Origin of the sequence: Pantoea sp. BL1 (assembly GCF_000963985.1) — a bacterium.
Taxonomy (GTDB): domain Bacteria; phylum Pseudomonadota; class Gammaproteobacteria; order Enterobacterales; family Enterobacteriaceae; genus Pantoea; species Pantoea rwandensis_B.
In genome coordinates this window covers 107,469-132,688 of the sequence record NZ_JZRH01000015.1, presented here as the reverse complement: position 1 = coordinate 132,688, position 25,220 = coordinate 107,469, and the positions used below count along the sequence as shown (strand labels likewise).

General features: G+C 51.7%; 23 protein-coding genes and 1 pseudogene. 10 read left to right on the top strand and 14 right to left on the bottom strand.

Going from position 1 to position 25,220, the window contains the following annotated elements; translation table 11 throughout:
* Window positions 1–426 (top strand): annotated as a pseudogene (locus tag VH86_RS09335) (nickel transporter); the annotation flags it as partial.
* 123 nt (window positions 427–549) lie between these two features.
* Here VH86_RS09335 and fhuE read toward each other — a convergent pair.
* Together fhuE and VH86_RS09325 are read right to left on the bottom strand one after the other, a co-directional pair.
* Window positions 550–2,754, bottom strand: a complete 2,205-nt coding sequence (gene fhuE, locus VH86_RS09330) for a ferric-rhodotorulic acid/ferric-coprogen receptor FhuE (RefSeq protein ID WP_045832734.1) — start codon at window positions 2,752–2,754, stop codon at window positions 550–552.
* Window positions 2,755–3,117: 363 nt separating this feature from the next.
* Complete coding sequence (locus VH86_RS09325; RefSeq protein ID WP_045832733.1) at window positions 3,118–3,999, bottom strand: LysR family transcriptional regulator; 882 nt, start codon at window positions 3,997–3,999, stop codon at window positions 3,118–3,120.
* A 136-nt stretch (window positions 4,000–4,135) separates the two neighbouring features.
* Between VH86_RS09325 and VH86_RS09320 the strand changes: the two genes are divergently transcribed.
* From VH86_RS09320 to VH86_RS09310, 3 genes are all read left to right on the top strand, one after another.
* Window positions 4,136–5,266, top strand: a complete 1,131-nt coding sequence (locus VH86_RS09320; RefSeq protein WP_052696594.1) for an L-dopachrome tautomerase-related protein — start codon at window positions 4,136–4,138, stop codon at window positions 5,264–5,266.
* 333 nt (window positions 5,267–5,599) lie between these two features.
* Window positions 5,600–6,895, top strand: coding sequence for a CitMHS family transporter (locus tag VH86_RS09315; RefSeq protein ID WP_045832732.1), 1,296 nt, complete (start codon window positions 5,600–5,602; stop codon window positions 6,893–6,895).
* A gap of 219 nt (window positions 6,896–7,114) precedes the next feature.
* Window positions 7,115–7,516: an H-NS family nucleoid-associated regulatory protein gene (locus VH86_RS09310; RefSeq protein WP_045814638.1), complete on the top strand. Its 402-nt coding sequence runs from the start codon at window positions 7,115–7,117 to the stop codon at window positions 7,514–7,516.
* 97 nt (window positions 7,517–7,613) lie between these two features.
* Here VH86_RS09310 and VH86_RS09305 read toward each other — a convergent pair whose 3' ends face one another.
* From VH86_RS09305 to VH86_RS09295, 3 genes are read right to left on the bottom strand one after another with little or no spacing between them, the layout of a single operon-like run.
* The gene (locus VH86_RS09305) at window positions 7,614–8,813 is read right to left on the bottom strand and encodes an aminotransferase class I/II-fold pyridoxal phosphate-dependent enzyme (RefSeq protein ID WP_045832731.1); all 1,200 of its coding nucleotides are present in this window, start codon (window positions 8,811–8,813) and stop codon (window positions 7,614–7,616) included.
* Window positions 8,814–8,831: 18 nt separating this feature from the next.
* Window positions 8,832–10,130 carry an LLM class flavin-dependent oxidoreductase gene (locus VH86_RS09300; RefSeq protein ID WP_045814636.1) on the bottom strand — a complete coding sequence of 433 codons (1,299 nt, stop codon included), beginning with the start codon at window positions 10,128–10,130 and terminating at the stop codon, window positions 8,832–8,834.
* Window positions 10,131–10,163: 33 nt separating this feature from the next.
* The gene (locus tag VH86_RS09295; protein WP_045832730.1) at window positions 10,164–11,234 is read right to left on the bottom strand and encodes an iron-containing alcohol dehydrogenase family protein; all 1,071 of its coding nucleotides are present in this window, start codon (window positions 11,232–11,234) and stop codon (window positions 10,164–10,166) included.
* Window positions 11,235–11,563: 329 nt separating this feature from the next.
* On the opposite strand from VH86_RS09295, the gene VH86_RS09290 reads away from it, so the two are divergent.
* From VH86_RS09290 to VH86_RS09275, 4 genes are all read left to right on the top strand, one after another.
* Window positions 11,564–12,106 carry a GNAT family N-acetyltransferase gene (locus VH86_RS09290; protein ID WP_045832729.1) on the top strand — a complete coding sequence of 181 codons (543 nt, stop codon included), beginning with the start codon at window positions 11,564–11,566 and terminating at the stop codon, window positions 12,104–12,106.
* Window positions 12,106–13,254: an amidohydrolase gene (locus tag VH86_RS09285; RefSeq protein WP_045832728.1), complete on the top strand. Its 1,149-nt coding sequence runs from the start codon at window positions 12,106–12,108 to the stop codon at window positions 13,252–13,254. The genes VH86_RS09290 and VH86_RS09285 overlap by 1 nt, the downstream gene beginning before the upstream one ends.
* Window positions 13,251–14,567: an MmgE/PrpD family protein gene (locus VH86_RS09280; RefSeq protein ID WP_045832727.1), complete on the top strand. Its 1,317-nt coding sequence runs from the start codon at window positions 13,251–13,253 to the stop codon at window positions 14,565–14,567. The genes VH86_RS09285 and VH86_RS09280 overlap by 4 nt, the downstream gene beginning before the upstream one ends.
* Before the next feature lie 160 nt (window positions 14,568–14,727).
* On the top strand, window positions 14,728–15,423 hold the full coding sequence (locus VH86_RS09275; protein WP_045832726.1) for a YafY family protein: 696 nt from the start codon (window positions 14,728–14,730) through the stop codon (window positions 15,421–15,423).
* Window positions 15,424–15,428: 5 nt separating this feature from the next.
* On the opposite strand, the gene VH86_RS09270 is transcribed toward VH86_RS09275, so the two are convergent.
* The 4 genes from VH86_RS09270 to VH86_RS09255 all read right to left on the bottom strand — a co-directional run bounded on the left by VH86_RS09270 (window position 15,429) and on the right by VH86_RS09255 (window position 17,602).
* Window positions 15,429–16,073 (bottom strand): anti-sigma factor domain-containing protein, encoded by a 645-nt coding sequence (locus tag VH86_RS09270; RefSeq protein ID WP_045832725.1) that lies wholly within the window; start codon window positions 16,071–16,073, stop codon window positions 15,429–15,431.
* Entirely contained in the window at window positions 16,070–16,624 is a 555-nt protein-coding gene (locus tag VH86_RS09265; RefSeq protein ID WP_045832746.1) for an RNA polymerase sigma factor, read from the bottom strand. Before VH86_RS09265 ends, VH86_RS09270 begins: the two co-directional genes overlap by 4 nt.
* A 43-nt stretch (window positions 16,625–16,667) precedes the next feature.
* Window positions 16,668–17,231 (bottom strand): fasciclin domain-containing protein, encoded by a 564-nt coding sequence (locus VH86_RS09260; RefSeq protein WP_045832724.1) that lies wholly within the window; start codon window positions 17,229–17,231, stop codon window positions 16,668–16,670.
* 146 nt (window positions 17,232–17,377) lie between these two features.
* A complete protein-coding gene (locus VH86_RS09255) occupies window positions 17,378–17,602 on the bottom strand; it encodes a hypothetical protein (RefSeq protein ID WP_045832723.1) in 225 nt (74 codons plus the stop codon).
* A 342-nt stretch (window positions 17,603–17,944) separates the two neighbouring features.
* Here VH86_RS09255 and VH86_RS09245 point away from each other — a divergent pair, with 342 nt between their 5' ends.
* Window positions 17,945–18,529: a helix-turn-helix domain-containing protein gene (locus VH86_RS09245; protein WP_045832745.1), complete on the top strand. Its 585-nt coding sequence runs from the start codon at window positions 17,945–17,947 to the stop codon at window positions 18,527–18,529.
* Window positions 18,530–18,549: 20 nt separating this feature from the next.
* Here the strand turns inward: VH86_RS09245 and VH86_RS09240 are convergent, their stop codons facing one another.
* The 5 genes from VH86_RS09240 to VH86_RS09220 all read right to left on the bottom strand — a co-directional run bounded on the left by VH86_RS09240 (window position 18,550) and on the right by VH86_RS09220 (window position 23,685).
* The gene (locus VH86_RS09240) at window positions 18,550–18,993 is read right to left on the bottom strand and encodes an acetyltransferase (protein ID WP_045814627.1); all 444 of its coding nucleotides are present in this window, start codon (window positions 18,991–18,993) and stop codon (window positions 18,550–18,552) included.
* Between the two features lie 407 nt (window positions 18,994–19,400).
* Entirely contained in the window at window positions 19,401–20,351 is a 951-nt protein-coding gene (locus tag VH86_RS09235; protein ID WP_045832721.1) for a bifunctional helix-turn-helix transcriptional regulator/GNAT family N-acetyltransferase, read from the bottom strand.
* Between the two features lie 163 nt (window positions 20,352–20,514).
* Entirely contained in the window at window positions 20,515–20,841 is a 327-nt protein-coding gene (locus tag VH86_RS09230; RefSeq protein WP_045832744.1) for a hypothetical protein, read from the bottom strand.
* Between the two features lie 26 nt (window positions 20,842–20,867).
* The gene (locus tag VH86_RS09225; RefSeq protein WP_045832720.1) at window positions 20,868–22,529 is read right to left on the bottom strand and encodes a methyl-accepting chemotaxis protein; all 1,662 of its coding nucleotides are present in this window, start codon (window positions 22,527–22,529) and stop codon (window positions 20,868–20,870) included.
* Window positions 22,530–22,686: 157 nt separating this feature from the next.
* Window positions 22,687–23,685 carry a GlxA family transcriptional regulator gene (locus tag VH86_RS09220; protein ID WP_045832719.1) on the bottom strand — a complete coding sequence of 333 codons (999 nt, stop codon included), beginning with the start codon at window positions 23,683–23,685 and terminating at the stop codon, window positions 22,687–22,689.
* A gap of 526 nt (window positions 23,686–24,211) precedes the next feature.
* On the opposite strand from VH86_RS09220, the gene VH86_RS09215 reads away from it, so the two are divergent.
* Window positions 24,212–25,219, top strand: a complete 1,008-nt coding sequence (locus tag VH86_RS09215; RefSeq protein WP_045832718.1) for an AraC family transcriptional regulator — start codon at window positions 24,212–24,214, stop codon at window positions 25,217–25,219.
* The last annotated feature ends 1 nt before the right edge of the window (window position 25,220 follow it).

Here is a 25,220-nt window from a genome sequence, read left to right as displayed (position 1 = left end):
CATGAGCATGAGCATGAGCAGCATCATGCTGGCTGCGCTCATCATCACGGCATTACTGTGAAATCAGTGGATAACTGGAAAGCGTGGATCGGCATTATTATTGCCACGGGCGTCCGGCCTTGTAGTGGCGCACTCACGGTGCTGCTGTTTGCCAGCGTAATTGGCATTACCCGTTGGGGCATGTTTGCGGTCATGACCATGGCACTCGGCACGGGTATGGCGCTGGTTGCACTGGCCCTGTTTGTGCGCCATTTTCGTCATCGTGCGGGAGAATTATGGTTGGCTGAGTCATCGCCACGCACACAGCAAATACTGGGGATGATACGTATTGCTGGAGGCGCTTTGCTGATCTTATTTGCGCTGGTGCTGTTTTTAACCGTGGTGCCCATCAGTGCTAATGGAGATTATATTGCGGCAGGATGCTGAGCAATATTGAGGGGTTCAAGTGAGCAACGCCGGGCCGGCATCCTTGCCGATCCTGCCAGTGATTCGCGAACTTAGCCGCGAACCTGGCACAATGCGCATTGCTGCGCGCCCGAGAAGTTCACATCAGAAACGGTAAGACGCGGTGACTGAGAAGTTACGCGGCGTACCATAAACGATCCCGCCATTACCGACGTTTTTGTCATACTCTTTATCGAACAGATTGTTCAGGTTAGCCTGCAGAGTAACGTTCTTTGTCACGTCGTAGCGCGCGAACAGATCCACCAGCGCATAACTGCCCTGACGCGCTCGCCAGGTACCGACACCTTCCGGACCAGTGATATCCTGGTAGGTCTTCGACTGCCAGTTCACACCGCCACCCAGCGTCAGCTGATCCAGCATCGGCAGACGGTAGCTGGTGAACAGGTTGAACGAAGTGCGTGGCAACTTGGAGTTGTAGTTCTCACCCTCACGATCTTCAGCGACATAAGTCGTGCCGCCGAAAGTCATCTGCCAGTTGTCCGTCAGTGCACCGTTCACTTCAAACTCAACGCCTCGGCTCACGACACCACTCTTACCTTCAAAAATTTCGTTGCCTGACGCCGTGTATGTGCCAGTGCTCACTGGCGCGTTATCCAGTTCAGTGCGGAACACTGACACCGAGGTGGTCAGTCGGCTGTTCAGCCAGTCAGATTTCACACCCGCTTCGTAGTTTTTACCGATGACCGGGTTAAGAAATTGGCCGGAGGCATCCTGGCTATCCTGCGGCTGGAAGACCGAAGTGTAACTGGCGTAGGCTGACCAGTTATCATAGAAGTCCCAGATCAAACCACCGTATGGCGTGATGTTGTTTTCTTCCTGCCGGGTGGTTAAACCTTGACGATTCCAGTTGGTATAACGTGCACCTAAAATGGCATGCAGCGGATCGGCTAACGTAATGCGAGTGGCAAGGTAGGCCGATTTCTGACGCACCAGTTGCGTATCAGACGCTGGGGTACGAGGGTTCCAGTCGGACTCAGGATAGTTCCCGTTGTAGTCGTAGAAATTGCCCAACTGATCGGGTGAAATGTTGGTCCAGGCGCTGTAATACTTGTTGTCCTGACGGCTGTAATTCACACCCAGCATCAACTCATGCTGACGGCCAAACATTTCGTATGGACCGCTGGCAAACGCATCGACGGAGTCCACTTTGCGTTTACCGGTGTTGTAGCCGGTTCCGCCTACCGCATCATAGTTGTAGGAAGGATCGTACTGGTTAACGAGCAGACCGCTATCTTTATTCACATAGCCGTCGATATACAGCTGCTTACTGTCGAGGAACATCTCATTGTGTGTGCCGTTAAGCGTGATGTTCCAGCCGTTATCGAAATTCTGTTGCAGGTTAACAAAGACTTTTTTGTTTTCTTTGTCGTTATACGCCCAATCCGTTGAGGTATTGTAGCCGCGACGTAATTTCACCTGTGAACCATCGGTATACCAACGTGGTGAACCACCCCACATGGGTGAGTCGGTATTCACCTGGGTAAACTCATAGCCCACAGACAGTTTGGTTTTATCGGTCAGGTCGGCATCCACCACGCCGTAGATGAATTTCTTCTCGAAACCATAACGCTCGATAAAGCTGTTTTTATCTTCGTATCCCGCTACCACGCGGCCACGCACATTGCCTTCAGGCGAAAGAGGCGCGGAAAGATCGGCGACGTAACGTTGCTTATCCCAACTGCCGTAGCTCGCCTCCAGGTTGCCGGTAAACTCCTTGCTGTCGGCGTGCTTACGCACCATGTTAATCGCAGCAGACGGGTTACCCGGGCCAGTCAGCAGGCCCGTTGCACCACGCACCACTTCAACGCGCTCATACAGCGCCATATCGGTTTGGGCATCCCCCAGGTTCCAGCGCGAAGCAAACGCCGTTGGAATACCGTCGATCATGTAATTATCGATGATAAAACCGCGCGAATAATAGTTAGTGCGATCCATATCGCCGCTGACACCTCTGATACCTGTGGTGTTCGACAGGACGTCATTCAGGGATTGCAGTTGCTGGTCCTGCATACGTTGCTTGCTGACAATGCTGACCGATTGCGGAATATCACGCGCGGTTAATGCCATTTTGGTGCCGGCACGAGTGACCGGAACGCTGTAATCTTTTGCTGCCTGCTCTTGCTGCGCATCGCTGCTGGCGCTGGCATCCACCATCAGAGTTTGTTCTGTGTTAGTGGTATCAGCGGCCTGGGCAATACCTGATGCCACCATCATGGCAAGCAGAGAGACACGCAAGGCACGTTGCGGCGCAAGGCCAGATTCCCTGACGCGCTTTTCTTTGAAAGACATAATATTCCTCAATCAACTTATCGTTATTTTGTGTTGGCGGCATAGCTGCTGACGTCTGTTAGATCCAGCCATAAATAACGTGCTGAAAAGGAATATCAGGATGAGGTATTTCCCGACTGCGCCCTCCTGGCGCAAACAGAACGACTGTAAAAATGCCGTTAAGAAAGCAAATGAGAAATATACGCATTAAGATTAGTATTGCAAGAAATTGTTACCTGTTATCTGACAATTTTACATTTAGATAAATCCTTATTCTTCAATGATTAATAATAAAGGTGGGTTATTTTCGATCATTATCATGCAGGTTATTGGAGCAAACCTGTGATAAATCACAGGTTCTCGTCGTGATGGTATTACCGGGGATCACCAGGGCCAGCGTTTTTCCGCTAAATCCACTAGTAAACGTGACGCGGGGGAAAGCTCACTGAGTGAGCGGAATTGCCAGCCAAAAGTGCGAGGCATCATCACCAGCGGCAGCGGTATTTCAATTAACTCGCCGCCCTCACCTTTTAATAATCGCCGGGAAAGAAAGCTCAATAATTGGGTTTGCGCCAGTACGGCTCGCAGGGGTGACAGCGTGTTACTTTCCATTTGCGCGCGCGGCGGAGCATAACCCCCGCTGCGTAAACGTTGTTCCAGCCACTGGCGAGTCGCGACGTTGTCTGAAGGCAACAACCAGTTATATTCATCAAGCTGTTCTGGCGTCGGATGAATATTGGCCAGCGGGTGATGACGGCTGGCGGCAATCACCACCGGATCCTCAATCAGCGGACGGGTAATAAATTCGCTATTCCCCTGTGGCAGAAAACCGAGAATCAGATCGACCTTGTTCTCACGTAGTAACTTTTGCAGCAAATCATTCATCCCGACCGTCACTTCGAGTCTGGCGGTTGGGGCTTTGTGCAACAGGTCTTTACTCAGCACTGGCAGCATAAATTCCGCTGCCGTGGCCGCTACGCCCAACCGGATGACGCCCGCCGTTCCCGCACCCAGCGCCTGTAAATCCTGTCGGGTGACCTGCATCATGTGCACGACTTTTTGAGCACGTTCACAAAGTAACAGTCCCGCTTCTGTGAGTTGCATCCCACGCCCCACCTTGAGAATTAACCGCGTGGCGTAAAACTTCTCCAGACGCTGCAGACATTTGGTTAATGCGGGCTGAGTAATACCAAGGGATTGCGCCGCTTTACCCAGATGCCCCGTCTCCTTCACCGCCAGCAGATAATGCAGATCTTTCAGTTCCATTCATTCCCACCAGGAATCAATTGATAAAATTCAGAGAATATAATTTATCACTCTACGCTGCCAGGATGGAATGACATTAACAACAGAGAAACACGCTGTTCGCGTCACCTTGTGGCGCTTAACAAGGGAGTAAAGGATGAAACATTCATTGAAAGCACTGGTCGCGATGATCGCATTGGCCAGCAGCGCACAGATACTGGCACAAGATACACTGCCTGTGACGTTACCGACGCAACAGGACAGTCGTCTGGAGCAAGTCGCTACCTCACCGCGCGTGTGGAATGGCATTACCGTCAGTCATGACAACCGTCTGTTCGCCTCGTTAACGCAATCGGAAGGGGCGGGTCTGCAGCTGGCAGAAGTGATCAACAATCAGTTGAAAGCGTTTCCCGATGACAGCTGGAACCAGTGGAACGCTAACGATCCGGAGCATCATTTCTACCATGTGAATGCATTGCGTATTGGCCCGGATGGCGATCTGTGGGTGATGGATTCAGGCAATAAAGGAATTGGTACCGGCGATCAGGCCGTGCCCGGTGGCGCCAAGCTGGTACACATTAGTCTGGCCACTGGCAAAGTATTGAACAGCTATGTGTTTAAGGCACCGACGCTGCAACCCACCAGCTATCTGGATGATGTGCGTTTTAATGGTGATTTCGCCTATATCACCGATCCGGGTGCGGTGGGATTAGTGGTGCTGAACCTGAAAAGTGGCAAAAGCTGGCGGGTGCTGGATAACCACCCTCTCTCGATTGATCACCAGCCGATTTATGCGGATGGCAAGAAGTTGATTCTGCGCGATGGCCGTGAAAAACGCGTGGGTCTCGATCAGCTGGAAGTTTCGCCGGATGGCAAATGGCTCTATTACCAGGCGATCCCGGGACCGCTGGCTCGCATTGAAACCCGCTATCTGAATGACAGTGCCCTTTCGGCTGCAGAAGTGGCGAAGCATGCGGAGAAAGTGCGCGAAACCTGGAGCACCGGTGGAACGGCCATCGATGCCGCGGGCAATATCTACGCTTCGGATATCAACACCCGCAGCATTAAACGTATTGCGCCCGATGGCAAAGTCACCACCGTGGTGCAGGATCCCCGCCTGGTGTGGATCGATGCGATGTGGGTATCTGACGGCGCACTGTGGATGCCGTCCGGACAGATCAATCGCACGCCCGCGACCACTGGCGGCAAACCGTCAACCGTGGAATATCCGGTGAAGCTATACCGTTTGCCGTTACCGATTAAGCCTTCGCCGCGGGATCATCAATAAGGCATAACGTGCCGTTTAACGCTATTTAGCGCGGTGTTCACGCCGCGCTTATTCAACGTTATCTCTATTGATAAACAGGAGGAAATAACACCCAGATAAATCATCACCGTTCGCTATTTCAAATTTATTAAAACTAAGAGGTTACGCACATATTTCGCGTAAACCTAACCTTGTGTCTGCCGAAAAAAACGCTGGATAATATTCCCAGATAGACGAGGTTGCAGAAGGTTAATTTGAACAATAAATAATCATTCGCTGTTTTTTATTTATTTCGAACACGTTGCGTTTGCTACCCACAAACGTGCTCTATCCCTCCGGACAGGAACCCTCGTCATGCTGCTGATCATCAGTCTGCTTATGATAATCTGCTTTATTGGCTTATTAATGAGCAAAAAGCTTTCCGCTCTGACTGCATTAATCCTTATCCCTACGCTATTCGCATTGTTATCTGGCCATGGCGCGGATATGGGTGCCATGGTGATCAAAGGATTGCGTACCGTCGCGCCCACCGGCGTAATGTTGATATTCGCGATGCTCTATTTTATGAGCGTAACGGATGCCAGGATGTTTGATCCGATTATTAAACGGATTGTGTCTGCGGTCGATGGTGATCCGGTGAAGATATTTGTCGGCACCGCACTGCTCGGCTTTATTGTCGCCTTAGACGGTGATGGCGCGACGGTATATATGATCGTACTTTCCGCTTTTATGCCGATTTATGAACGCATCGGATTATCAAAACTCAGCGTTGCCGCCCTGCTATTACAGTGCACCGGGCTGGGCAATATGTTTCCGTGGGGTGGCCCTACGGCGCGTGCAGCGGCCGCTGTTCAGGCTGACGTCTCTACTCTGTTTGTACCGTTGCTGGTTCCGCTGCTGGCCTGTGTGGCATGGACCTTTATTCTGGCGGTGATGCTCGGCAGAAGTGAACGCAAGCGTCTGGGATTTCAGCAGCCTATCCCGGTGGATCGCGCCGCGCTGCAGTTCGAAGAAAAAAGCTGCGTAGCCTGGCGTTTCTGGTTTAACTGGGCACTGACCATTGCACTGATGACCTTCCTGGTGCTGGATGTGATGCCCATGGCGTACCTGTTTATGCTGGCCACCGCCATCATGTTCGTCGTCAATTATCCGCAACTCAGCCAGCAGCAGGAACAGATCGGCCGCCATGCGCCCGCCATCCTTGCCGTCGCTGGATTGATCTTCGCTGCGGCGGTGTTTACCGGCATTTTTGCTGAAACCGGTATGGCGAACGCCCTGGCTCAAGCGATTGTGCACACTATCCCTGCGTCGCTGGGTCCTTACCTTGCGGTGATTACCGCCTTGATCAGTATTCCCGTTACCTGGATGGTATCGAATGATGTGTTTTATTTCGGCATGCTGCCGGTGCTGGTGCAGGCTGCGGGACATTATGGTATCGAACCGATTGAAATGGCACGCGCCGCCCTGGTCGGTCAACCGGTTCATATTCTCAGCCCACTGGTGGCCTCGACCTATTTATTGGTCGGCATGCTGAAACTGGATTATGCGCAGACACAACGGTTCACGCTGCGTTGGTCATTTATCACCTCGATTGTATTATTCGTGGTCACACTGATCACCGGTTGCTTCCCGTTTTATCGCAGTCTATAGAATATATTCACTCCCCTTGTAGCCGCAATTTTTTGCGGCTACGCCCTCGACTAACTTGAGTGAAATATCTGCTTTGTATTTTATTGTTCGATATAGACACAATCTGCTGAAAGCTTATTTTCCGGACAATTCTGCATTATGCGCAATATTTTCATTTGATAAAAATTAACGTAGAATGCCCCCTTTCATCTTCGTTATAAAAGTTATAAGGGTTTATTCATGAGCGATGCACTCAAAGCATTGAACAATCTTCGTACACTGCGTGCCCATGCGCGTGATGTTGAGATTGCGGTATTAGACGAAATGCTAGAAAAGTTCGCCGTGGTGGTTGCAGAACGCCGTGAAGAAGCGGAAGCGAATAATGCCGCTCAGCGCGAAAAAGAAGAAAAACTGGCGCTGTATAAAGAGATGCTGCTGAATGATGGCATCGATATTAGTGAATTAACGAAATTAAACCAGGGCGAAACCAAACCGAAAGCGAAACGTGCGCCACGCCCGGCGAAATATAAATTCATCGACGAAAACGGTCATGAAAAATTCTGGACCGGCCAGGGCCGTACTCCATCGCCAATCAAATCCGCTTTAGACGCGGGCGGTTCAATGGATGATTTCCTGATTTAACCTATCAAAAAAAGCTGCCACTTTTTACAGTGGCAGCTTTTGCAAATAGGGCTTTAAGTGACGAACGCTATACCATTCCTGGCGACCGATTAAATCCCTATTTCAACGCTGCACAGGCCTTCGCAATTCGTTTTCCGGCTTCGCGCACGCTGTCGATATCAGTGGCAATAGACAGGCGGAAATACGGCGATAAGCCATACGCGCTGCCCGCTACGCCGGACACGCCACTTTCCAGCAGATAATTCAGCACATCCTGTTCGCTCTCCAGATGCTGACCATCTGGCCTTGTTTTGCCCAGCAGCCCGGCACAGCGACAGAAGATAAAGAACGCCCCCTCAGGGTTCAGCACCTCAATACCTTCTACCGGGCGGAGTTGCGCCATAATCGCATCCCGGCGATCCTGATAGGCCGCGCGCTGCGGTGGCAGGAAATCCAGCCCACCATTTAACGCCGCCACTGCTGCCGCCTGACTGATCGCGCTGGCACCCGAACTGTTCTGCGACTGCACCACCACCATGGCATCAACCAACGCTTGCGGACCGGCACCAAAGCCGATGCGCCAGCCGGTCATGGCATAGGTTTTCGACGCGCCCCCCACCAGCAGAATGCGATCGGCTAAATCTGGCGCTACCTGCAACAGGCTAACGTGTTCACGTCCATCAAACAGAATGTGCTCATACAGTTCATCCAGCATGATCCATACGTTGGGATGGTCACGCAGCACTGCCGCGAGGGCAGTTAACTCTGCTGCGTTATACACCGCACCGGATGGATTGCCGGGATTATTCAGCACCAGCCAGCGGGTTTTATCGGTGATCGCTTGCGCCAACTGCTGCGGCTGCAGCTTGTACTCTTGCTCAAGCGGGCAGTCGAGCAGCACCGCGTCGCCGCCGTTAAAACGCACGCTATCCGGGAACGTCGGCCAGTACGGCACTGGCACAATCACCTCGTCGCCGTCATTTAAAGTGGCAGCAAAGGCATTGAAGATGATCTGCTTCGCCCCGTTGGCGATGCAAATCTGCCCCAATGCATAATCCAGCTGATTTTCCCGTGCCAGCTTGGCCTGCACCGCTTTACGCAGCGGCGTGGTGCCATTAGTCGGCGTGTAGCGGGTCTCACCGTTATTCATGGCTTCTGTCGCGGCATCGCGGATGTGCTGTGGTGTATCAAAATCCGGTTCACCGGTGGTGAGATCCAGAATATCCACGCCCTGCTCTTTCAGCTGGCGCGTCAACTGGCGCGCCGCTGCATTGGCAGAGAGCGACACGGAATGCACACGCTTTGATAAGGTGACCATGTTCAGCTCCTAAAAGGTTTACAGCGCGGGCAGACCGAGGTTCTCGCGCAGCGTGGCGAATTCGTAATCGTCGCGGAACAGACCACGGCGACGAAGTTCCGGGATCACCAGCTCGACAAACAGATCCAGTTGCTCTGACATGATGGCAGGCATGATGTTGAAACCATCGGCTCCGCCCTCTTTCAGCCACAGCTCAAAGTCATCGGCGATGTCTTCGGCGGTGCCAACAATCACGCGGTGACCACGCGAACCGGCAGCCACAGCGGCCAGCTCACGCAAGGTCAGGTTTTCGCGCTTCGCCATATCCGTCATCAGCTTGACGCGGCTCTGATTACCTTCGCCGAGCGGGACTTCAGGGACTGGACCATCCAGCGGATACTGGCTCAGATCCATGCTGAAACGCAGCGAGAGCTGACGCAGACCGTTTTCGATATCCACCAGCGTATTCAGCTCTTTCCACAGCGCTTTGGCTTCTTCGCGGGTGCGTCCGACAATTGGCATCACGCCCGGCATGATCACGACGTGATCCGGATTACGTCCGGCGGCAATCACCTGATCCTTCTGCGAACGGTAGAAGGTTTGCGCCTCTTCCAGACTGGCCGCAGCGGTGAAGATCACTTCGGCGGTTTCGGCCGCCAGTTTTTGCCCATCGGCGGATGAACCGGCTTCAATGATCACCGGACGTCCTTGCGGGGAGCGTGTAATGTTCAGTGGACCCTGCACCTGGAAGTGTTCACCCTGGTGATCAATCGACTTAATTTTGTCATTGACGAAGTATTCACCGGTCTCTTTGTTTGGCTGCACCGCTCCCGCTTCCCAACCTTCCCACAGCTTGTTGGTCACTTCGAGGAACTCACGCGCACGCGCATAGCGCTCGGCATGGTTTGGCATATCGTTGCGGCTAAAGTTACGTGCCACGTCGGTCGAGAACGACGTCACCACGTTCCACGCCGCACGGCCACGGCTGATGTGATCCAGCGACGAGAAGCTGCGCGCCATAGTGAAGGGATCGCTAAAGGTGGTGGACGCGGTGGCCGCCAGACCAATGCGTTTGGTGTTCACCGCCAGCGCCGACAGCATGGTCAGCGGCTCAAGGCGCGCCATGGTCGATGGCAGACGGTACATGCTGGTCGCCAGCGCATCACCGACGAAGAACAGATCGAATTTACCGGCTTCGGCTTTTTTTGCGATGGTGATCAGCCAGTCAATGTCAGTGGGATCGCCGAGTTTTTCCGTGAGACGCCAGCCGCTGACGTGTTGCCCTACGGGTTGTACGAAGAGGCCCAAGCGGATGCGTTGTGGTTGTGCAGTAGCCATGAAGTTGTCCTGGTCAATAAAGAGGGTAAAAAGTTAGAAACGGTTCTCGGTCGCCAGCAGCGCCTGCTCTAACGCATCCGCATGAATGCGGAACGGCAGACGTTCAGCGCTGGCCGCCGGGAATTTAATTTGTTCCGCAATCGTGCGTATCACCGCCGCGCGGTCGCCAGTCAACGGCGCCAGCGTCAGTGGCATCGCATACTGGCGCAGCAACGCCAGCAGTTCCGCATCCGGCACGCCATCGTGTTCAATCAGTGATTGCACCAACAGGCTGTAACCAACTTTTTCACCGTGCAGCCATTCATGCAGCTCAGGCTGGTGCGTCAGACGGTTATGAATGGCATGGGCAAAACCAGGGGTGGGCAGTTGATCGCGCACGCTGTTCGCCAGACCCGCCAGTACGATGTTGGCATCGATCACCTTCACCAGCTCCGGCGTAACCTGCTGTTCTTCATTGGCGCTGACGGCGGCTTCACCTAACTGGCGATAGACATCCAGCGCACGTTGCGCCGTCATCACTTTAAGATCGAGCGCCAGATCGTGTGGGTTGCTGCGCAGATAGGGGGCAAATTCGTAGTACTTCGCCAGTGCATCCACAATCCCCGCTTTGAGGTAACGTACATCGCTGCGGGCGATCACTTCGCTGTCCACCAGCACCAGCTCGGGCATTTTACCCAGCGGCTGGCTGCGCACATGGCCGCCCTGCTCGTTGTAGATAATGGCCACCGGCGACCAGGCGGCACACGTGGCGGCAAGCGTGGCAAAGTTGATCACCTTCAGATCAGGTAACTGGCTGCCCACTGCTTTGGCGGCATCCAGCACGCGACCACCGCCCACCGCAAACAGCAGCTCGGCTTGCTGCTGCTCAACGTTGTTTTTTAGCGTTTCGATGGCGACGTCGGTACATTCACCGCGCAAATACTCCAGCTCCCAGCGAATACCGTTGGCTTCTAAACTCTGGCTTAATTCCGGATTAACCGCTTGCCAGGCGTTGGGAGAAGTGAAAATGCGGATATGTGTGGCATAAGGTTTGATAAATTCACCGGCACGCGCACGCAGGCCGGCTTCATGTGCATAAGCACGCGGAGATTTGATCGCTAACACGTCGTCACCCTGATTAAGAATAAGGCTATAACGAGAAAAGTTATTTTATTTCATGAGGTTAATGAGAAATAGTTATAGCGCTATGTAATTTATGCATACTACGGTAAATCGCGATATAAGCAATGGAAAAGCCGCCATTTCATTTTCACAAATTCGCATTAGCTTAGTTATTTTTCACATATAGAAGCCTGTGGCATTACTGATATTCTGAGTTGCTTAGCACGCTGGGTATTGAGTTTTAGCGCCTTGGAACGCGCGGGTTTCGCCCACACAGTGTTGCTCAATCTGCATTCACTTTACCGCTTTCAGGCGGTTTCCCGGGGATAGATATGTCACTTGAATTTCGTCAGGTCAGAGAAGATGAGGTTGAAACCTATCAGGCGCTGATGCACGCCGCGTATGCGCCGACGCTGGCAATGGGCATCAAATTTGATGCCGCCGCAGCAGACCATGAAAAGACGCTGCGTCACCTGCAAAGTCACGGCGTTTATGCGCTTTATGCGCAAGGCGTGATGGTTTCCTCGGTCACCGTGCGCTATCCGTGGGGTCCGCTGCCAGGCCCGTTTGGTCTGCCGCATATTGGATGGTTCGGTGCCCATCCCGACTATCCCGGCAAACAGTATGGCCGCCAGGTACAGGATCGGCTGGAACAAGAGATCCTGCTAGGCAAACTGCGCGCCCCTGCGGTGTCATTAGGCACCGCTACCAGCCATCCATGGCTGATCGAGATGTATAAAAAGCGCGGCTTCCAATTGATGCATACCACCGATCTCGGCAAAGGCCATATCACCCAATATATGAAGAAAGTGCTGGATGACAGCGCGCATGATGCGTGGATGACACGTCAGGCCGCACAACAAGGAAGCAAATAATGAGTTTTGATGAGAGCGCATTGGGCCAACATTTGATTGCCTTCCGCCATGAGTTACACCGTTTTCCAGAACTCTCCAATGAAGAGTTTGAAACCACGGCACGTATTCGTCAGCAGCTTGATAAACACCAGATCCGCATATTGGATTTGCCGCTCAAAACCGGTTTGGTGGCGGAAGTGGGTCCCGAAAATGGACCGTTGATCGTGCTGCGTTCCGACATTGATGCGCTGCCGATTGAAGAGCAGTCTGACGTCACGTTCCGTTCAGAGCGCCCAGGCGTGATGCACGCGTGCGGCCACGACTTTCACAGTTCCGCCGCGCTGGGTGCAGCGATTCTGCTGAAACAGCTGGAGGCCCAGTTGCCGGGCCGCGTGCGTATTTTGTTCCAGGCCGCCGAAGAGACCGGCCAGGGCGCGCCGGATGTGATTGCTACCGGCGCACTGCAAGATGCCGTGACGATTTTCGGCATTCACAACGATCCCTCGTTACCGCCGGGCGTGATAGGCAGCAAAGCCGGGCCTCTTACTGCTGCCGTCGATCGCTTTGATATCAAGATTACCGGTACGGGCAGCCACGCAGCCAAACCGCATCAGGGCAACGATCCGATTGTGATCGCCGCGCAAATAGTTTCGGCCGCACAAACGCTGATCAGCCGCAATGCGCCTTCGGGCGACAATGCGGTGGTCTCGATAACCCAGATCCACAGCGGCAGCACCTGGAATGTCATCCCGGACAGCGCGTGGCTGGAAGGTACGGTGCGCTCGTTCTCACAGGAGACGCGCGAACGACTGGAGCAGCGCTTCCGCGAGATTGTGCAGGGTATTGGCGCCGCCTTCGCGGCCAAAGTCGAATTCAACTGGCACGCAGGTCCACCGTCGGTGGTGAATGATGCGCACTGGGCCGATTTCGCCCTGCAACAGGCGGCGAACAGCGGCTTTGAAGCCCGCGTCGTCGAAGCCAGCCCAATCGGTGAGGATTTTGCCTTCTACCAACAGCAACTGCCGGGTGCGTTTATGATGATTGGCACCGGTGAACCTTATGCGCTGCATCATCCGGCGTTTCGTATCAACGATGATGTGCTGCTGCCCACATCTCGCTATCTGGCCAATCTGGCTGTGGCGGCATTGCACAGTCTGGAGCAGCCATGAGCATCACTCCCGCCCTCGCTGAGTTGATCGTTCACAGCCAGCCGGATGCCGCCGCACGTGAAGCAGCCCGCGAAGGGGTACGTGATTTTCTTGCCGTCAGCTGGCCGATTCTGCAAGGCCAGGTGCCCGACAGCGGCTTGCCCGCGCTGCGCAGCGTTTATGCCGATGGCAGCCCTCGCTCTCAGGCGCTGCTCCTCGGTTATGCCGCTCACGCGCTGGATTACGATGATTTCCACGCTGATTTTCGCGGTCACCCCAGCGTGGTGATCCTCCCTGCGCTGTTTGCCTGGCAGCAGCAACAGGCGGCAGAGATTGATGATTTTCTCGATGCTTACGCCATCGGTGTGGAAGTGGCCGGACGGCTAGGGTTGGCCGCCAGCCAGCAGCATTATGCGTTAGGTCATCACAACACCGCGACGCTGGGCACCCTGGCCGCCGCAGCCGCGCTGGCTCGCCTGGTGAAACTGGATGTCGGCGCGACGGCCAACCTGCTCGGCATCGCCACCACTCAGGCCAGCGGGCTACGCGCGCAGTTCGGCTCTGCCGTCAAACCTCTGCACGCCGGATTGGCGGCTGAACGTGCGGTTACGGCAGCACAGCTCACGTTGGCGGGTTTCGATGGTAAACAGGATGGCGTGATTGAGTCATTTCTTGCTGCCAACAGTAACGGTCAGGCGCAACCTGAGAAGCTGGTCGCTCAATGGGGCGAGCCGTGGCGTATTGTTTCGCCGGGGCTGGAGTACAAACCTTTCCCGACCTGCGCCGGAACACACAGCGCAGCGGAAGCCGCGCGTATCCTGCGCAATGGCTGGCTAGCCAGCGGCAATTCGCTGGAAGCGCTGCTGGATAACATCACCGACATTAGCGTGGCGTTCCCGCCGGGCGGTGATATTGCCGCCTCAGTCACATCGCCCACCAATGGGATTGAAGCGCGTTTCAGTCTGGAATACGTGATTGCCGCGATGCTGATCTTTAACGACCTGCGGCTGGAAGATTTTGCGGAAGGCGATCTTAATCATGCTGTGATGCCACTGGCAGCCAAAGTGAGACGAGCACCTGATGACACCGCGCCGCCAGATGCCATTAATCCCGCATTGCGTTTTCATCTGGTCACTCTTACCTTGCGCGATGGCACCCGGCTGCAACAGCGTCGTACCCGTCAGCAATCCCTGGCCGATGGCGTGGACGTTGAGGGTAAATTGCGTCTGGCATTGCGTCAGGAGTCGGGCGAGCGATTGCAACAGGTGCAGCAAAGTAGCGCATTGCAGACAACCGCTGATCTGGCGGTGCTGCAGCAGTTATTACGCGTTTAATACCTTGATGCAGCGCTTTTACGCCACAGACGAAGTTGCGTCTACCAGGATGACGAGTGCCGTATTAAACTACAGGTCGCCGCACCTGCACAGGAGTCAACTCTGGTGCGTGCGGCCTGAACCACTCCTGACTGCCAGACTCTTAGCGTAGGCACACCCCATGACCAAAACCCAGCGACTATTGGCACTCGTGCAATTGTTACGTTGTCACCGACATCCGATAACTGCACAGCATCTCTCAGAGCAACTCAGCATTAGCGTGCGCACCATATATCGCGACATCATCAGCCTGCAACAGCAAGGTGTGGAAATCGAGGGCAGCGCCGGATTGGGGTATTTGCTGAAATCCGACGGTCATTTACCGCCCTTGATGTTTTCCCGTCATGAGATTGATGCGCTGGCGTTGGGCCTTGATTGGGTCAGCCGCCACACTGATGCCGAATTAAAATCCGCCGCACAGCACGCGCTGGCAAAAATTTATGCCGTCATGCCAGCGCATTTATCGCATGGTATCGATCATCAATCATTGCTGGTCGCTTCGCGGGGAGAAGCCCTGTTTGAGAAGCACCTGCCGGAACTGCGTCAGGCAATCCATACCCGCAACAAAATCTCGCTGCGTTATAACGATCTCAAAGACGTGTCATCCACTCGCATCATCTGGCCCGTGGTGCTGGGGTATTTTGACCGTGTGCGCCTGCTGTGTGGCTGGTGCGAACTGCGCCAGGATTTTCGTAATTTCCGCGTCGACCGCATTGAAGAGATTGTGGTTGAGGATGACAACTATCCCGGGACGCGTCATCAGTTGCTTAAGCGCTGGAAGGATTATCAGCAAGCACGCTATCCCGATTATCGATAATGGGTTTACAGCATACCGCTGTAGAGCACCGGTCCGGTGGGTTGCCCCGTTGGTGAACCGCCCTGAGGTTCCAGGCTAATGGCAAGGGTAGCCCCTGCTGCTAAGGCTCGATTATCCATTTCAATTTGCGTTGCCGCATGGTCTGCCAGTAAACCCAACGAGACCGGGGATTGCCCCGCAGGAATCAGCCAAAGTTGCAGACTCCTGGACGCATTAATGGCGACGGGTTTAAGCGGCGATAATTGCAGATAACGGCGGTCGCTGCTGCGGCTGACCACCCATTGTCCCTGATGCTGTGAATCCCCCAGAATCACCAGGGGTGCGAATTCATCAGGGCGATGATTGTAATAGGATACAAGGGTGAATGCCGCAAGCCCCGCAGCAACCAGCCAGCCAACATAAGGATTGGCGCGTTTCACCGGGGTTTTAGCGGGAAGGCTCAAGGCAATTTTTTTCCACACGCGTTCCGGCGGGATTTCAGGTCGCACATGGGTGTCCATTCCTGCCAGCATTGTCTGCCAGCTTGCCACTTTCGCAGCCAGTTCCGGCTCTTGTTGCAGCCGCCTCTCGAAACGCAATCGTGCATTGCCGCGCAATGTTCCCAGGGCATATTCGGCGGCGAGCGCATCATCATGTTTATTGTTTTTCATAAGCCCACGCACTCCCGAAGATGCTCCATCGCACGACGGATCCAACTTTTTACTGATCCAACCGGTTGCTGCATCCAGGCAGCAATATCGCTATGCGACATCCCCTGATAATAAGCCAGTGTCACACTCTGTCGCTGCTCATGACTCAGATGCTGCAGACAGTGATGTAATCGGGCGGTCTGTGAATCGTCAAAGGGTTCATCTGGCCCTTCCGCCTCACCCTCCGAAACGTTATCGCTGTATTCTTCAGACAGGATGGCCTCACGCGCCTGTCCACTGCGCAGCCAATCAATACAGCGATTGCGCACAATATGCGTCATCCAGGTCATCGGAGCGCTAAGTGCGGCATCATAGCTGTCGGCTCGATTCCAGATAGTGAGGAAACAATCATGCAGCACCTCCTCCGCCCAGGCTCGCTGGCGTAATGTGCGCAAAGCAAGGGCGAAAAGATGAGGCGAAGCGAGTCGATACAGTTGTTCAAATGCCTGGCGATCGCCTTGCGCAATCGCCCGCATTAATTTCACCTGCTGTTGAGCCAAAACGTTATCCATGTTTTTCCCGGAAGGCATTGAAATGCCTTCCGAGTATAGACAATTACTTAGGCATCAGAACGGTATCGATAACATCGATCACACCGTTTTTCTGGTTCACATCATAAGTACTGATATTGGCCACATTGCCCATACCATCTTTCAACTGAATATTGTGAGGACCATTACTCATAATCCACAAAGGCTGACCGTTCACGGTTTTCAGCTCCGCGTGACCGCCACCTTGTTTGATTTTCATCATCAGCGCTTTCATGTCGTATTTACCGGCCACGACATGATAAGTGAGGATGCTGGTTAACTTGGCTTTGTTTTCCGGTTTTACCAGATTATCCACGGTGCCAGCGGGCAGTTTCGCAAACGCGGCGTTGGTCGGCGCGAACACAGTGAAAGGCCCTTTTCCTTCGAGTGTTTCCACTAAACCTGCTGCCTTCACTGCGGCCACTAACGTAGTGTGATCTTTAGAATTGAGGGCGTTTTCAATGATGTTTTTCTGCGGATACATTGCGGCACCGCCAACCATGACAGAATCAGAGTTCATGGCTGCGAAAGTCGTGGCGGAGAACATCAGAGCGCCAGAGATGACTGCAGTGGTGATTAGCTTTTTCATCATAAATCCTCGTTGTAGGGGAGCGAAGAATTTGCTCACAACGGGATATACGTAAGGAGGGGGCAAACTGGATGCAGATAAAAATAAAAAAATTTTCGCCCCTCACAAAACGGTTTTAAACACCGTCATGTGAGGGTGCGCTGGCTTTACATCTCGTCTTCAGGTTCCAGGGCGTCCTGAATGGCATCAGCCAGATTGGAAATTTCATTCGCTACCGCCTGAAGATCCCACGACGCTTTAGAACCGCTGGCAGAGGTTGAAGCGCTGACGGATTCCTTCGCCACCGCTAAAGCGGCCGCCACAGCGATGGTTCGCTTGTGTTGTTCTGGCGTCATACCCAATGGGGGTGGTGCAAAGTAGTCATTGACCATTTCATCTCTCCGTTTACCGCGTTCAAATAATTAATCCTGCGTGCATTATCAGGATATTGAGCACAAGTGCGACTAAAAGTTCACGTCACGTTCCTGACGGATGCTGTTTCAGCCCTTTTGTACTTACAGCGGGTAGGAATACTGACGCTATTCAGTGAAATCCCCTACCTTCCCGAAGAGCAGCTTGAGCCCGATTTTCTCATATTTCCGTTAAGCACTGGCAAGCCTTACGCCCAGTACCAATGTATTAAACATCTGAAGAACAATTGATCCTTCATAAATCAATTATTCCAGCTCAATACGTGTAATGGCATAATCAAGCTTAAAAAAGCGAGCATCATGATGGAAAAGACGGCTAAGAATCAGATACTGGATAGTGATATTGCGCGTCTGTTACTGAAACACAGAAAAGAAAAGAACTGGACAGTGACTGAACTTGCCCAAAGATCGGGGGTCAGTCAGGCCATGATCAGCAAAGTTGAACGAGGTGCCTCCAGCCCCAGTGCAACTATCCTGAGTCGCTTAGCAAATGCCCTGAATATTACGCTATCAAAACTCTTCGCGGAACTTGAGCTTAACCACAACTCAATGGTGCTTTCAGCCGACCAGCAGCAGCACTGGACAGACGAGCAATCAGGTATCACCCGATGGTCTGTGTCTCCTGCGGGCGCTACACCTGAGCTTATCAAAGTTGAAATCCCTGCTCTGGGTCAACTCACGATTCCCGCAGCCGCTAATGAGCACCTTTCAGGGCAAACCCTTTGGATATTAAGCGGCAGCCTGGATTTCAAGGTCAATAATCAGACCCATCATTTACAAGTGGGTGACTGTCTGGCTCTTACCTTTGCCAGCGAGTATCAAATGAGCAATCCTGATAGCGATCAGTGCTGCACTTACATCGTCGCTTTTAGTCATAAAAATCAATGATAATGCCCCTGCCCAAGGGGTTACATCTCATTAGTTTTGCTCAGATGTAACAGGGGGTACGGCCTTCCCTGATTATCCCGCTCGGAACGTCCTGAAACCTGAAAGCCCAAATGTTGATAAAACCCTACTGCTTGCTGGTTTTGTTCATTTACATCCACGCTTAGATGAGGATGAAGCGCCAGTGCATGGGATATCAACCGCTTACCAACGCCCAGTCCGCGAGCAGACGCATCGACAAAAAGCGCCTCCAGATGACCATCATGCAAAAACATAAATCCTACAGGCTGGTCATCCTGTTGAGTTGCTACCCAAACCGGTGTCTCTGAAAAAAAGCTGACGACTTCTTTTTCGATTTCTTCTCGGTCGTGTGCTGTCAGAAATTCGTGCGTAGCATCTACAGAATTTCTCCAGATTTGTACAATCTCTGGCGCTTCAGATGGGCGAGACATTCGTATTTTTAACATTAATTCTACCTCTTAGATGTTCACTTCCTGGTGAAAATACATACCATTAAGACTCACCTAAACTTACTATAGTGAATTTATTATCACAATAGTAAATATGGAGCATTAACCTTACTGTTAGCTCAGTCCACTCCAGTTTCAGATTACAGCGGGTCACTATTGTTTAACTTTCGCTGTGCGCCAGAAACGAGTTCATGCTGATGGTGAAAGGGTCATACTCGCTTTAAACGCCTTTCCTATCACTGGACGTCCATCTCGATTAATGGATGCCTTTTGATTGCTGCCTTGTTGCTTTGCCTTAGAGCAGCAGCGTGCCAACAGCGGACATGACTATTTCGGGAAAGAGATAATCGCTGATAACCCGCCCCAAAAGAACCTGGTAAAACGGGTTAGATAATCCCGCATGTTTAAACGATTTTTCGGGTGAACTGTTGCTCAGTAATAGTGCTTCCCCACTGATCGCCCTCCCATTCTTTTGACAATTCAAATCCGAATGATTCGTACAATCGTCTGGCCGCGGTGAGTTTATTAAACGTCCATAATTGTACTGACGTGAATTTCTGTTCATCACAAAATCTCATCGCTTCTGAAATGAGTTTTCTGCCCAATCCGCTACCACGACATCCGTCGTCAAGGATGAACCAGCGCAGATGCGCCTCATTATTTCCCAGATCTTCACCGTCAATGGCGACTGAGCCGACAATGCGTTCGTTCAGCATCGCCAGCCAAATCTGATTACAGGGCTTTTCCAGTCGCGACGTAAAATCAGCCAGACCGGCAGCCACCTTCGCTTCAAAAAAGTGGCCGAAGTGATGCTCTCTGGCGTAAAAGCTGCCATGCATTTCTGTAATACGACCAATCATACCTGCATGATAACCCGAGACTATCTTAACGTTATTTCGCATTTGCCCTGCGGTGTTTTCCCGACAGGCTTTCAAGGCGCTGGCGTATGACGATAGGCCCTGAGATACAGCCTCCTGAGTAAAGGGATCGAGTTTCCCGAGAGCTGCTGCTACGCGTTGGTCAGCGTAAGCATTGATGCGCTGCACGGTATCTTTACCCTTCCCGGTGAGGCTCAGTCGCTTGGTCCTCGCGTCTACAGAGCATGGACTTTCTTCAAGCTCTCCGGCCTCAACGAGTTTAGCGAGCATGCGGCTAACGCTGGACTTCTCCAGCCCCAAAATCTGCACCAGTTGAGCAGCCGTCATTGCGCCATGAAGTTCAACTTCAAGCATGGCGTGAACGGCTGACGGAGGATAATCCGTTGCAGCCAGATTTTGGTTCATGAAACCCAGTTCTCGCACCATCAATCGTGATGCCACACGGATGTTTTTTATGTTTTGAAGTTCAGTAGCCATTAACGTTACCTTGCCAAATTGGTTGTACTATACAACCATCTGCACGAAGGATTTGTCAATCGTTATGCAGCCTGACTCACAGAAGGTTAGATTTAACGGGCGCAATGTGTTTCAGCCTGAAGCCCGATTTGACTAGACGGCTTCAGGCTGACCTTAATATCAATCAGGCGGTTTGCAGAAGAGAGTACTTCATTGTTCCTGCGAGGTTTTCAAGCAAATTTTTCAGCATTTTGACCGACAACATGACGCTCTGAAGATTGTAAAACAATGCTGGGTCATGTTGCATCAGATAGTCTTCGAACTCACGCTCGCGGAGTGAGGTCATAGCAGCATTAATCTGACTGCACAGATGATTACAGTTGTTTATATACACATCCAGAGACTGATAATCGCCATCCGTCATTTGGTGAAGGAGCATATTCATTTGTTCGAAACGGGTCATCAGTTCACGATGAGACTTCCCGTGTTTCAGGAAGGCATTGATATCCATTTTTTCCCTCAGAGATGAATCACACATCAGAAACGCTGCCAGTCAGTGCTTTCGGATTGTCTCTGAGGAATCCGCACTTGTGATGTCAGCGGGACAGACTCAACTGGCATAGTGTGCTTAAGTGGTGTTGGTTCAACAGCCATAATAACTGGCAAAGTAAACTGCCTGACCATACCTGACAGCGTGAGTGCCTGATCCTGTAAGGACGCGGAGGCTGCAGAAGCTTCTTCGACCAATGCCGCATTCTGCTGCGTCACATCGTCCATCTGACTAATAGCCAAATGCACCTGATTAATGCCGGTATTCTGCTCTTCTGCCGCAGCGGCAATTTCAGTGACCAGATCGTTAACCTGACGGAATGCTGCTTTGAGTTCCGTCATATTACTCTCGACCGTCTCAGCTTGAACCGCACCCGACTCCACCAAGACATAGGATGAATCGATCAGCTGTTTAATTTCCCGAGCAGCCTGTGTAGAACGCTGTGAAAGGCTACGAACTTCACCCGCGACCACGGCAAATCCCTTACCGTGCTCGCCGGCCCTCGCCGCTTCCACTGCAGCGTTGAGCGCGAGAATGTTGGTTTGAAATGCAATCCCTTCAATCAGCGTGACAATTTCAGTGATTTTTTTCGAACTGCTTCTGATTTCCACCATGGTGCTTAACATACTTCCCAGGGACACGACGCTCGCATCAGACAGCACTGATGCATTACCGGATAAGCGACTCGCCTGACGTGTGTTCTCTGCCGTCTGTCGCACGGTTTCACTCAGTTCGGCCATACTGGCAGCAGTCTGTTCGAGCGAAGCTGCCTGCTGCTCTGTGCGGGAGGATAAATCCTCATTACCTGCCGCGATTTGTGCAGATGCCGTGCTCACCGAGTGAGAAGTCGTACTGACTGAGTGGAGTGCGGAACTGACACGATTGAGAAGCTGGTTAAATGCCTTCGCCATCGCACCCACTTCATCCTTACGGCTGTCATCGGCAGTCACGCTCAAATCCAAACTATCGCCTGCACGCAGCATGATTTCGCTGATGTTCTTCAGGCTCCTGCGGATACGTAAAAGAGTCATGACGGTTAACGCACCAAGCAGAATGATGGCCACCGTTACACAGGCTGACATTCCCCAAAGTGTCTGCTGATAAATCCTCTTGTTTTGGCTGCGAAGCCCTTCCGAAAGAGAAATATTAAGCGCGAGTTGCTTGCGGTAGTTGTCCTTTAAAGCCGTAATGGCGCCGCCAATGCCACTGTCGTTTTCGAGCATTCCCAGTGTTATCTCATCCTGGTGTGTTCGAGAGGCATTTAAAAAAGCAGGCAATCTCGATTCAACCAGCTTTAAAGTAGCCAGCCCCGTTTCGGTCATCTTTTCATCTTGATCACTGGATATGTCATTTTTTAAGTAATAATTTGCCAACGTTCGGATGTCTGCCATGCGGTGAGATATCTCACTTTCAATCGGCGGCATTCGCGTGTTGTCCGTCTGACTCTGATGTTTGTAAAGCGTCAGGGATAATTTGTTACTCCGGTCCATAAGATCGCCAAGGTCGCGTATTGAGGGTATCGCGTTTAACTGTACGTATTCAAAACGCTCCTGAAACCCTGATAAAAGCCTTAAGGATACGGTGCCGCATAGAATGAGAGAAGCCGAGAGTAAGAGAAAAGCCAGGGTTAACCTTTGAGTAATATTCATCTTTTTTACCTGGTAAATGTTGAAATGAGATTTCTTAGCAACAATCACATCGGCAAAAGAAGAACAACAATTACATCAAATATACTGATTAAAATTAATCCAATTTAATCATATTTCCTGATCCACCGCACTGACGTTCTCATTTTGAACACTTTTATTATTGGCGACTCAACCGCGCAGACATCCATTGACGATATTGAATCGGTGACATATCCATTACCTGGTTAAATGCCTTGCGAAAAGCCGTATCCTCTGAGTAACCACAGTCCTGTGCCACCTTGCGTATGCTAACATTCGTGCTCACCAGCATATTGCAGGCAGATTCTATGCGTACTCTCGTTATAAACTCCTTCGGTGTCTCTTGAGATAAGGTTTTGAGCTTTCTCTGGAGCGTTCTTTCTGTTGTGTGTAAAGCGTCGGCCAGTTCCGCTGCGGTAATGGATAAATTTTTTAAGCGAATGATTTCCTGCGCTCGAATCATGAATGCTGAGTCCGATTTGGCTGCCACATTTGAATGATTTAAACTTTGTCTAAGAAGATGATTATCATTGAGCGACATTTCTGAAGTCAGATTGGCCACCTCTGCGCCCGCTCCTTTTTCAATAAGGTGCATAGCAAGTGATATCCATGAAAAACAGCCCCCTGAGGTTACAATACCCCGGTCTTCCTCCACCATTTTCCCCTTGCTCAATTGAGAACTGGGATAACGCTCTTTGATCATGTGGCTCACCCACCACGTGGTGGAATAATGCCTGTCATCAAGCAAACCGGCTTCTCCTAAAACTACAGCTCCCGTGCCAGAAGCCGCGATGCAAACATTTTTTTCATGTAGTTCTTTGACCCATCCGGCTGCCTGACGAATGTTGTGTATATTTATAGGTTGTAAATCCGGGCCCAACAACATACCTGGCGCAATGACAACATCCAGATTCCCTGCCCCCTGAAAAGAGCTATCAATATGAATTAGCCTGCCTTCCGTATCCAGAACAGGTGCGCCGTCCGCACTGACAATAAGTGTTTCAAACGGGGCTGTCGAAAATTTGCACGCATGAGCAGGAGAAGAAGCAATCGCTTTATTGCTAATCCAGAATAAATCCGCCAGGCCAGCAATTGCAGAAAGAACGCTGCCTTCTAAGGCGAGTATGGCAATACGCATAGTGTCATCCCAAAAATGTCGTAATTTGCGTGTTTTTTGTGACTATTTTACTTTCAAAATAGGTAGAAAGACGAACATCCAATTTTAAAGTTAATCAGATCATTTTTGAAAGAAGTTAATGTTCCCTGAACCGAATCATAATTATTGCGCTTAAAATACACCTTCAGCCATCGAGCAGAGTTAAGCTATGTCCTGGCACTCCGTCGCTGCGAAAAAATAGCCATCAGATTGATATTTCAGCCTCACCCTCTAGGCATTTATTTAACTCTGAGAACTAAGACAGGATTATCAATTATTAATCGACATCCCCAATGAACTGCCTCAACTCGCTGCGAATCGAAGCCGATATACTTACGGCAAGCATCTTTAACGGGCAGTGTTCGCATAGCCTGAACTTTATCTTTCAGCACACAAGCATCAATATGGCGTGTTTCACCAGCATCATGGCGCATTTAGCGTGTAGAATTACGATTTGAAAGATTACGATGTCGCCCATTATCAAAACATGTACCCAAGGAATCTGACAATGCAACGTAACCTTGCCTTCCCCATCAATATCGGCTGGAAAACATTGCTCAAAGATGTCGGATTTGAGCCTGAAGACATACTTCGAAAGGCTCGCCTGCCTGATGATACTTTTTCAAAAGCCGATCACGGCCTAAATACAGAAGAATACTTTCGTTTGTGGCGCGCTTTGGAGGCTGAAAGTCATCATCTCGCTTTTCCGCTGAACCTCATTGAAAAGGTTTCTGCTGAGATCTTCGATCCGCCGCTTTTTGCGGCACTATGCAGCTCAAATATGATGCAAGCTGTCCAGCGGCTGGCCAAATATAAACAGCTTATTGCTCCAATGCTGCTTGAAACCAACATTGATCATCAGGGTACGTTAACGGTTTCACCTGTTTGGCTGTCTGCCACAGACACTCCCCCATCATTGCAGGTAGCAGAACTTGCCTTTTTACTTAAGCTTGCACGGATCGCAACACGTGAGCCTGTGAGGGCATCAAAAGTACAGCTATCGCAACTTCCAGCAGGAGCAGAACCCAGTCAATTTGACCGCTACTTCGGGACGGCTATCTCTTTTGGTGAATATCCTGCTATTCGTTTTTCTGCCACCGATGCCCTGCGGCCATTTCTGACAGTTAATCAAGGTATGTGGCAAGTCTTTGAGCCTGAACTGAGGCGACGTCTGAGTGAGTTAGATGTCACGGCTTCCACCGCTGAGCGGGTGCGTGCTGTGCTTCTGGAGTTGCTGCCCGCTAACGAAGCGACAATTGAGAAAACTGCTGAACGCCTGGGCGTGAGCAAGCGAACACTTCAGCGCAGGCTTGAGGAAGAGGGTGTGACTTTCCGCCATCTCATCAATACCAGCCGCGAAAATCTTGCCCGTCACTACCTGGTGAATACCCGTCTGCCCGGTTATGAAATTGCTTTTCTACTTGGTTTTGAAGACCCAAATTCATTCTATCGTGCATTCATGGCATGGACTGGCCAAACGGCTGAAAACCTCAGAAACGCCATGCATCCTTATTAAA

What these genes read in the sequence shown, in the direction of transcription:
- fhuE (WP_045832734.1), bottom strand. Translation starts at nt 2,754, where the DNA reads ATGTCTTTCAAAGAAAAGCGCGTCAGGGAATCTGGCCTTGCGCCGCAA.
- VH86_RS09325 (WP_045832733.1), bottom strand. Translation starts at nt 3,999, where the DNA reads ATGGAACTGAAAGATCTGCATTATCTGCTGGCGGTGAAGGAGACGGGG.
- VH86_RS09320 (WP_052696594.1), top strand. Translation starts at nt 4,136, where the DNA reads ATGAAACATTCATTGAAAGCACTGGTCGCGATGATCGCATTGGCCAGC.
- VH86_RS09315 (WP_045832732.1), top strand. Translation starts at nt 5,600, where the DNA reads ATGCTGCTGATCATCAGTCTGCTTATGATAATCTGCTTTATTGGCTTA.
- VH86_RS09310 (WP_045814638.1), top strand. Translation starts at nt 7,115, where the DNA reads ATGAGCGATGCACTCAAAGCATTGAACAATCTTCGTACACTGCGTGCC.
- VH86_RS09305 (WP_045832731.1), bottom strand. Translation starts at nt 8,813, where the DNA reads ATGGTCACCTTATCAAAGCGTGTGCATTCCGTGTCGCTCTCTGCCAAT.
- VH86_RS09300 (WP_045814636.1), bottom strand. Translation starts at nt 10,130, where the DNA reads ATGGCTACTGCACAACCACAACGCATCCGCTTGGGCCTCTTCGTACAA.
- VH86_RS09290 (WP_045832729.1), top strand. Translation starts at nt 11,564, where the DNA reads ATGTCACTTGAATTTCGTCAGGTCAGAGAAGATGAGGTTGAAACCTAT.
- VH86_RS09285 (WP_045832728.1), top strand. Translation starts at nt 12,106, where the DNA reads ATGAGTTTTGATGAGAGCGCATTGGGCCAACATTTGATTGCCTTCCGC.
- VH86_RS09280 (WP_045832727.1), top strand. Translation starts at nt 13,251, where the DNA reads ATGAGCATCACTCCCGCCCTCGCTGAGTTGATCGTTCACAGCCAGCCG.
- VH86_RS09275 (WP_045832726.1), top strand. Translation starts at nt 14,728, where the DNA reads ATGACCAAAACCCAGCGACTATTGGCACTCGTGCAATTGTTACGTTGT.
- VH86_RS09270 (WP_045832725.1), bottom strand. Translation starts at nt 16,073, where the DNA reads ATGAAAAACAATAAACATGATGATGCGCTCGCCGCCGAATATGCCCTG.
- VH86_RS09265 (WP_045832746.1), bottom strand. Translation starts at nt 16,624, where the DNA reads ATGGATAACGTTTTGGCTCAACAGCAGGTGAAATTAATGCGGGCGATT.
- VH86_RS09260 (WP_045832724.1), bottom strand. Translation starts at nt 17,231, where the DNA reads ATGAAAAAGCTAATCACCACTGCAGTCATCTCTGGCGCTCTGATGTTC.
- VH86_RS09255 (WP_045832723.1), bottom strand. Translation starts at nt 17,602, where the DNA reads ATGGTCAATGACTACTTTGCACCACCCCCATTGGGTATGACGCCAGAA.
- VH86_RS09245 (WP_045832745.1), top strand. Translation starts at nt 17,945, where the DNA reads ATGGAAAAGACGGCTAAGAATCAGATACTGGATAGTGATATTGCGCGT.
- VH86_RS09240 (WP_045814627.1), bottom strand. Translation starts at nt 18,993, where the DNA reads ATGTTAAAAATACGAATGTCTCGCCCATCTGAAGCGCCAGAGATTGTA.
- VH86_RS09235 (WP_045832721.1), bottom strand. Translation starts at nt 20,351, where the DNA reads ATGGCTACTGAACTTCAAAACATAAAAAACATCCGTGTGGCATCACGA.
- VH86_RS09230 (WP_045832744.1), bottom strand. Translation starts at nt 20,841, where the DNA reads ATGGATATCAATGCCTTCCTGAAACACGGGAAGTCTCATCGTGAACTG.
- VH86_RS09225 (WP_045832720.1), bottom strand. Translation starts at nt 22,529, where the DNA reads ATGAATATTACTCAAAGGTTAACCCTGGCTTTTCTCTTACTCTCGGCT.
- VH86_RS09220 (WP_045832719.1), bottom strand. Translation starts at nt 23,685, where the DNA reads ATGCGTATTGCCATACTCGCCTTAGAAGGCAGCGTTCTTTCTGCAATT.
- VH86_RS09215 (WP_045832718.1), top strand. Translation starts at nt 24,212, where the DNA reads ATGCAACGTAACCTTGCCTTCCCCATCAATATCGGCTGGAAAACATTG.